This window comes from Corallococcus praedator (assembly GCF_003612125.1).
GTDB classification, from domain to species: domain Bacteria; phylum Myxococcota; class Myxococcia; order Myxococcales; family Myxococcaceae; genus Corallococcus; species Corallococcus praedator.
This window is the reverse complement of the sequence record NZ_RAWI01000412.1, coordinates 1-8038: the sequence shown is the minus strand read 5'-3', so window position 1 is coordinate 8038 and position 8038 is coordinate 1. Positions and strand designations below refer to the sequence as shown.

At 69.4% G+C, this 8038-nt stretch carries 7 protein-coding genes; all 7 read left to right on the top strand.

Features of this window, described 5'->3' with window-relative positions; genetic code table 11:
* Position 1: 1 nt before the first annotated feature.
* Complete coding sequence (infB, locus tag D7Y13_RS34575) at positions 2-2614, top strand: translation initiation factor IF-2 (protein ID WP_120584256.1); 2613 nt, start codon at positions 2-4, stop codon at positions 2612-2614.
* Between the two features lie 122 nt (positions 2615-2736).
* Positions 2737-3336, top strand: a complete 600-nt coding sequence (locus D7Y13_RS34570; RefSeq protein ID WP_120584255.1) for a DUF503 domain-containing protein — start codon at positions 2737-2739, stop codon at positions 3334-3336.
* On the top strand, positions 3333-3692 hold the full coding sequence (rbfA, locus tag D7Y13_RS34565) for a 30S ribosome-binding factor RbfA (RefSeq protein ID WP_120536215.1): 360 nt from the start codon (positions 3333-3335) through the stop codon (positions 3690-3692). Before D7Y13_RS34570 ends, rbfA begins: the two co-directional genes overlap by 4 nt.
* Positions 3693-3701: 9 nt before the next feature.
* Entirely contained in the window at positions 3702-4565 is an 864-nt protein-coding gene (gene truB / locus D7Y13_RS34560; protein ID WP_120584254.1) for a tRNA pseudouridine(55) synthase TruB, read from the top strand.
* Positions 4566-4592: 27 nt separating this feature from the next.
* The gene (locus D7Y13_RS34555; RefSeq protein ID WP_233595660.1) at positions 4593-4895 is read left to right on the top strand and encodes a hypothetical protein; all 303 of its coding nucleotides are present in this window, start codon (positions 4593-4595) and stop codon (positions 4893-4895) included.
* A gap of 125 nt (positions 4896-5020) precedes the next feature.
* Entirely contained in the window at positions 5021-5290 is a 270-nt protein-coding gene (rpsO, locus tag D7Y13_RS34550) for a 30S ribosomal protein S15 (RefSeq protein WP_120536218.1), read from the top strand.
* Between the two features lie 442 nt (positions 5291-5732).
* Positions 5733-7886: a polyribonucleotide nucleotidyltransferase gene (pnp, locus tag D7Y13_RS34545; RefSeq protein WP_120536219.1), complete on the top strand. Its 2154-nt coding sequence runs from the start codon at positions 5733-5735 to the stop codon at positions 7884-7886.
* Positions 7887-8038 lie beyond the last annotated feature (152 nt).

Here is an 8038-nt window from a genome sequence, read left to right as displayed (position 1 = left end):
GGTGGAGACGCCGCGGGCCGCCGCGCCGACCCAGGCTCCGGCGACACCGCGCACCACCGCTCAGGAGAGCACCCACTTGCCCAACCCCCCTACGCGCTCGCCGGTCCCGCCCACCGCACGGACGCCTTCTACGTCGACGTCCGCGACGGTCATCTCCCGTGGTCCCGGTTACGTGCAGCGTCCGGGTTCGACGGGTGGGCGCCCTGGTGGTCCTCCGGGCAGCCGTCCGGGTGGCCCCGGTGGACCGGGCGGTCGTCCGGGAGGCCCTGGTGGGCCGGGCAGCCGTCCTGGCGCGCCCATGCAGGGTCGCCCGGGTGGGCCGCCGATGCAGAGCCGTCCGGGAGCGCCCATGCAGGCGCGTCCGGGCCAGACGGGTCCGGTGCGTCCGTCCTCGCCGCCTCCGGGCGCCGCGGGGGCCCCCGTGCAGCCCAGCGGTCCGACCATCATGGTGGGCGGCGTGCCGCACGCCCAGGTCGCGCCCACGCCGGGCGCCCAGGCGCGCCCCACGGCCACCCAGGCCGTGGTCATCTCGCGCCCGCTCATCCAGGTCCGCCGCGTCACGCCGACCACGACCCAGGCCAAGCAGTACCCCATGGCCCCGGGCCGCACGGCGCTCGGCACCGAGAAGCGCGAGTACAAGGTCGTCCCGGATCACCTGGGTCGCGGCCGCGAGCTGGTGGACGTCTCCAAGAACAAGGAGCGTGGCCAGCGCAAGCGCACGGGTCCTGAGACGACCAGCGTGTCGAAGCAGGAACTGTCCGACATGGTCTGGGGCCGGATCGCGATTCCGATCCGCGGCAAGAAGCGCAAGCCGACCAAGAAGGGCGCCAAGACGCAGATCACCCAGATGGCCGAGGACAAGAAGGTCATCAAGCTCCAGGAGGGCATCAGCGTGTCCGACCTGGGCCAGCGCATGGGTGTGCGCACCACGGAGCTCATCAAGAAGCTGATGGCCATGCAGAAGATGGCCACCGCGAACTTCATCCTGGACGCGGACACCGCAGAGCTCATCGCCACCGACTACCACTGGAAGGTGGAGCGCGTGGGCTTCGAGGTGGAGGACTACCTGCCGGAGGTCGCGACCAAGGCGGAGGACGAGCGTCCCCGTCCGCCGGTCGTCACCATCATGGGTCACGTCGACCACGGCAAGACGTCCCTGCTGGACGCCATCCGCCAGGCCAGCGTGGCCGCGGGCGAGGCGGGCGGCATCACGCAGCACATCGGCGCGTACAGCGTCACGACGGCGCGCGGCGACGTCACGTTCCTGGACACGCCGGGTCACGAGGCCTTCACGTCCATGCGCGCCCGTGGCGCCAACGTGACGGACATCGTGGTGCTCGTGGTGGCCGCGGACGACGGCGTGATGCCCCAGACCATCGAGGCCATCAAGCACGCGAAGCTGGCCGAAGTGCCCATCGTCGTCGCCATCAACAAGGTCGACGTGCCGGGCGCGAACCTGGACCGCGTGAAGAAGGACCTGGCCAGCCACGAACTGGTCCCGGAAGAGTGGGGCGGCGACACCATCATGGTGCCCGTCTCCGCGAAGACGAAGCAGAACCTGGACCTCCTCCTGGAGAACCTGGCGCTGCAGGCGGAGGTGTTGGAGCTGACGGCCAACCCCACCCGTCCGTCCGTGGGCGCCATCGTGGAAGCGAAGCTGGAGCGTGGCCGCGGTCCCGTGGCCACGGTGCTGGTGCAGGAGGGCACGCTCAAGCTGGGCGACGCCATCGTCACCGGCACGCACTACGGCCGCGTCCGCGCCATGAACAACAGCCGTGGCGAGTCCGTGAAGGAAGTGAAGCCGGGCTACTGCGCGGAGGTCGTCGGTCTGTCCGGCGTGCCCACCGCGGGTGACGCCATCAACGTGGTGGCGGACGAGAAGGCGGCCAAGCAGATCGCCGACCACCGCGGCATGAAGGAGCGTCAGTCGGAGCTCAGCAAGGTCAGCCGCGAGTCCCTGGAGCAGCTGTTCGCCAAGACGAAGGCGGGCGGTGGTCCCAAGGAGCTGCGCGTCGTCATCAAGGCGGACGTGCAGGGCTCCGCGGAGGCGGTGCGCCAGGCGGTGGAGAAGCTCACCACGCACAAGGTGCGGGTGGTCATCATCGACGCGGGCGTGGGCGCCGTCACCGAGACGGACGTCATGCGCGCCGCTGCTTCCAAGGGCGTCGTGCTCGGCTTCAACGTGAAGCCGGAGTCCGGTGCCGAGGCCGCGGCCAAGGCCCAGCAGGTCACGCTGCAGAGCTACTCCATCATCTACGAGCTCATCGACGGTGTGCGCCTGGAGATGGAGAACCTCCTGGAGCCCATCCGCACCGAGCGCAAGCTGGGCCGTGCGGAAGTGCGCAACACCTTCAACGTGCCGAAGCTGGGCACCATCGCCGGTGCGGCCGTCCTGGACGGCGTCATCAAGCGCGGCTCGTTCGTGCGCCTCATGCGCGAGAACAAGCAGCTCTTCTCCGGCAAGATGGCGTCGCTCCGTCGCTTCAAGGACGACGTCAAGGAGGTCGCGCAGGGCTTCGAGTGCGGTATCGGCATCGAGAACTTCAACGACCTCAAGGCCGGCGACATCATCGAGGCGTACGAGATCGAGGAGACCCGGCAGAGCCTCTCCTGAGCCCCGCGGGACACACTCGACGGACCCCCGGGAAGGCCCCACCTTCTCCGGGGGAATGACGATGTGCCGGCGGTTGGCGTGCGGGGTTGATGCAGCGCGCCATCGCCGGCCTGGGGGACCTTATGTTCGTGGGTGTCGCACGCCTCACCCTCCAGATTCCGGAGAGCGCCTCGCTGAAGTCCAAGCGGCAGGTGCTCCGCCGGGTGACGGACCGGGTGAAGGCCCGCTTCAACGTGGCCGTCGCGGAAGTGGACGACCAGGACCTCTGGCAGAAGGCGTCGGTGGCACTGGCGGTGGTGGGCAACGAGCACCGCCACGTGGATGAGCAGCTGGAGAAGATCATCCACTTCATCGAGGAGATGTACGTCGCGCCGCTGATGGCCCGGGAGACGGAGATCCTCGCCTTCGGCGATCAGCTCCATCCGGACAGCGGCGCGAGGATGTTCCGGCCTCCGGCGAAGATGCCGGAAGCGGACCTGGACGCCGAGGCGGGGCTGTCACCCGAGGCTGCGCACGCGCACTCGGAGGCGGCCATCGCGCGCTTCCTGCGCAGCGACCGGTCGCTGGCGGAGGCCGAAGGGCTGGGCTCCTGGGAGCAGCGGCATGAAGGCGCGGCCCCGGGGGCTTCCCGGCCTGCCGCCGAAGGTGGAAATCTGACGCTGGACGACGCGAGGGCAAAGGCCCGCGCGCTGCGCAACCCGCGAGATTGGGAGAAGAAATGACGACGCATTCACGACCCGAGCGCGTGGGGCAGGAAATCCAGGCGGCCATTGGCGCCCTGCTGACGCGGGGGGAGCTGCGCGACCCGCGCATCGGCTTCATCACCATCACGGGCGTGAAGGTGTCGCCCGACCTGCGCGTGGCGAAGGTCTTCTATTCGATGCTCGGCACCGACGAGGAGAAGAAGGCCACCCAGGAGGGGCTGGACGCGGCCAAGGGCTTCGTGCGCCGCGAGGTGACGTCCGCCGTCAAGCTGCGCGTGTCACCGGAGGTCTTCTTCGCCTTCGACGCCTCCGTGGGAGAGGGCGACAAGATCGACCGCCTCCTGCGGGAGGTGCGCGGCAAGGAAGGTTGGTAGAACCCGGTCATGGACGGCGTCCTCGTCATCGACAAGCCGCTCGGTCCCACGTCGTTCGACGTGGTCCGCCAGGTGCGCAGCCTGCTGAAGGTGAAGAAGGCGGGCCACACGGGCACGCTCGACCCGATGGCCACCGGCGTGCTGCCGGTGTGCCTGGGGGAGGCCACCAAGGTGGCCGGCTACATCACCGAGGGCGACAAGGCCTACGACGCGGTGGTGCGGCTGGGCGTGGAGACGGACACCCAGGACGCCCAGGGGAAGGCAACTTCGCAGTCGCCGGTGCCGCCCCTGACGGCCGCGGTGCTGGAGGCGGTGCTCGCGCCCTTCCGGGGCACCTTCGAACAGGTGCCGCCCATGTACTCGGCGGTGAAGATCGCCGGCAAGCGGCTGTACGAACTGGCGCGCGCGGGCGAAGAGGTGGAGCGCGCCAGCCGCACCGTGACGGTGCACGAATTGGTGCTGCGCGACTTCTCCGCGGACCGGCTGACGCTGTCGGTGCGCTGCTCGAAGGGCTTCTACGTGCGCACGCTCGCCTACGACATTGGCCGCGCGCTGGGCTGCGGGGCGCACCTGGAGGCCCTGCGGCGCACCGCGAGTGGCCCGTTCACCCTGGCGCGCGCGCTGCCCCTGGGCGACCTGGCGTCGCTGTCGCGGGAGACCGTGGCCGGGCGGCTGGTGTCGCTGGGCGACGCGCTGACGGAGCTGCCCCTGGTGCGGGTGGGCGCGGAGGACGCGAAGCGGGTGTCGCACGGCGTCCCCGTGGAGGTGTCCCCCCTGCCGGGCAAGGTGCGCGTGCTGGGCCCGGACGGCGAGCTGCTCGCCATGGCCGAGGTGGTGGGCGGGCGGCTGCGCTACCTGCGGGTCTTCGTCTGAGTGGCCACGCGCTCCCATGACATCGCCGTGAGCGTCGCTCCGGGCCTGCGCGGTGCCTTCGACGGCCGGCGCGAGCTGACGCTGGGCGTACCGGCGGCGGCGGGCATTGGCGACGTGGTGGAGGCCCTGCTGCGGCTGTACCCGCGCACCCGCGCGCTGCTGGCGGGTGACGGTGGGGAACCCGGTGGCCTGTACCTGCACGTGGCCCTGGACGCGGCGTCCGCGCAAGAGCTGGCGACGGGGGAGGCGGGACTTCCGACGGGCTGCCGGTTGTACGTCTTCGCACTCTCCAGGCCGCCGAGGGGCGGACGGGCAGCCGGCGAAGGTTGACCCTACGGGGGGTGAAGCTTATAAGCGGCCCGCTCGTTAGAAGAACAATGGCCGGGTCTGTACCCCTCCGCGGACCCAGGCGGCACGAGCGATCATCCCGGAGTGGGATTCAGGAAGAAGCCCCCATGTCGCTGCATCAGGATCGCAAGAGCGAGCTGGTCTCGAAGTTCCGCACCCACGAGTCCGACACGGGCTCCCCCGAGGTGCAGGTGGCGCTGCTGTCCGAGCGCATCAACATGCTCACCGAGCACTTCAAGACCCACAAGAAGGACCACCACTCCCGGCGCGGTCTGCTGAAGCTGGTCGGTCAGCGCCGCCGTCTGCTGGACTACCTCAAGTCCAAGGACGTGGCGCGCTACAAGAAGCTCATCGAGAGCCTCGGCATCCGCAAGTAGGCACTCGCAAGCACCCGGGGCGCTGGCAGACACCAGCGCCCCGCGCGTTTGTGCGGCAAGGTTTTTCCATCGCCCGGTGTTCCATGCTCCGGGCGGTGGGTTGTTGGAAGTGTTTCAAGAAGCGCGGGCGTGGGTGAGGTGGCGGGCAAGGGCGTGATGGAGACGGGCTCTTTTGGTTTCCGTTCAGACCGGCCGACCTGAAGTCCATGGGTGGGCGGGTGTGATCAGGGATCAAGAGGTCCGAGCCATCCCTCCGGCGCTCCGCAACGGAGCCCATTTCCGCAGTACAGGCAGCGGTGGTCTGGCACGTGCCTGCTTCAAGGCCCTGGCGACCGCTCATTCCCTAGAGGGCCCCTGTCCGGGCGGCCCGGCCCCGCTCATGCGGGCCGGCCGTGGCTGACGCGGGTCCTCGCACGCGAAGCAGGCACAGAGGCCACACGACATGTTGAAGAAGAGCGTCAAGATTGGTGAGAGCGAGCTGAGCATCGAGACGGGCCGTCTGGCCAAGCAGGCCGATGGCGCCGTGGTGGTCCGCTACGGCGACACCATGCTGCTCGTCACCGCGGTGAGCGCGCGCGAGAAGAAGGACATCGACTTCCTGCCCCTCACGGTGGAGTACCAGGAGAAGCTGTACTCGGCGGGCCGCATCCCCGGCAGCTTCTTCAAGCGCGAGGGCCGGCTGACGGAGAAGGAGACGCTGACGAGCCGTCTGATCGACCGCTCCTGCCGTCCGCTGTTCCCGGAAGGCTACGCGTACGAGACGCAGGTCATCATCAGCGTCATCTCCTCGGACCCGGACAACGAGGGCGACATCCACGGTCTCACCGGCGCCTCCGCGGCGCTGTGGGTGTCGGACATCCCGTTCAACGGCCCCATCGCGGGCGTTCGCGTGGGCCGCGTGGGTGGCCAGTTCGTCGCCAACCCCACCGCGAAGCAGCGTGAGCAGAGCGACCTGGACCTCGTCATGGCGGTGAGCCGCGAGGCCATCGTGATGGTGGAGGGTGGCGCGGAGGAGGTCAGCGAGGCGGACATGGTGGCCGCGCTGGAGTTCGGCCGCACCGCGGCCAAGCCCGCCCTGGACCTCCAGGACGAGATGCGCGCGGAGCTGAAGAAGCAGGTGCGCTCCTACGACAAGCCGGCCGCCATCGACGAGGGGCTGCGCACCCAGGTGCGCGCCCTGGCCATGGACGGCGTCAAGGCCGGCTACGCCATCAAGGAGAAGGGCGCGCGCTACGAGGCGCTCTCCAAGGCCAAGAAGGCGGCCGTGGCGGCCCTCAAGGAGAAGCTGGGCGCGGAGTTCACGCCCGTGGTGGAGAAGCACGCCAAGCAGGTCATCGAGGACCTGAAGTACGACCACATGCGTGAGCTCACCGTGAATGGTGGCCGCATCGGTGACCGTGGCCACGACGTGGTGCGCACCATCACCAACGAAGTGGGCGTGCTGCCCCGCGCGCACGGCAGCGCGGTGTTCACCCGTGGCGAGACGCAGGCGCTCGTGGTGGCCACGCTGGGCACCAGCGAGGACGAGCAGCGGCTGGAGCTGTTGAGCGGCCAGGCCTTCAAGCGCTTCCTGCTGCACTACAACTTCCCGCCCTTCAGCGTGAACGAGACCAAGCCCCTGCGCGGCCCCGGCCGGCGTGAGATTGGCCACGGCGCGCTGGCGGAGCGCGCGCTGCGCAACATGCTGCCGGCGGGCGAGAACTTCCCGTACACGGTGCGGCTGGTGTCGGAGATCCTCGAGTCCAACGGCTCCTCGTCCATGGCCTCCGTGTGCGGTGGCACGCTGGCGCTGATGGACGCGGGCGTCCCCATCAAGGCGCCGGTGGCCGGCATCGCCATGGGCCTCGTGAAGGAGGGCGAGAAGATCGCCATCCTCTCCGACATCCTCGGTGACGAGGATCACCTGGGCGACATGGACTTCAAGGTCTGCGGCACGTCCAAGGGCATCACGTCCATCCAGATGGACATCAAGATCACCGGCCTCACCACGGAGATCATGAGCCGCGCGCTGGAGCAGGCGCGTCAGGGCCGCGTGCACATCCTGGCGGAGATGGCGAAGACGCTGGACGCTCCCCGCAAGGAGATCAGCCAGTTCGCGCCGCGCATCACCACCATCCAGATCCGTCCCGAGTTCATCAAGAACGTCATCGGGCCGGGCGGCAAGGTGATCAAGGACATCATCGCGCGCACGGGCGCGGCCATCAACATCGAGGACACGGGCCGCGTGGACATCGCGAGCGCGAACGGCGAGGCCGTGAAGGCCGCCATCGCGATGATCCAGGCGCTCACGCGTGAGGCGGAGATCGGGAAGATCTACACGGGCACGGTCCGGAAGATCGCCGAGTTCGGCGCCTTCGTGGAGCTGTTCCCGGGCACCGACGGCCTCATCCACATCTCCGAGCTGTCCGACAAGCGCGTCAAGGCGGTCTCGGACGTGCTGAGCGAGGGCGACGAGGTGCTGGTGAAGGTCGTCAGCATCGACAAGACGGGCAAGATCCGCCTGTCCCGCAAGGAGGCCATGGCCGAGCGCACCGCCGCGCAGACGCCTCCTCCGGCCGCGGCCGCCCCGGCGCCCACGCCCGACGCGAAGGCCTGATTCAGGCTGGAGCCTTCGCGCGACGGCCGCTCCCATGACGGAGCGGCCGCCTTCGTGGAAGGCTCCACCCGGACGCCCCGTTCCTTTCGCCTCCGGGCGAAGGGGCGGGGCGTTTTCGTTGCGGGGGGCGGTGGTTTAAACCCTCCGAGGGG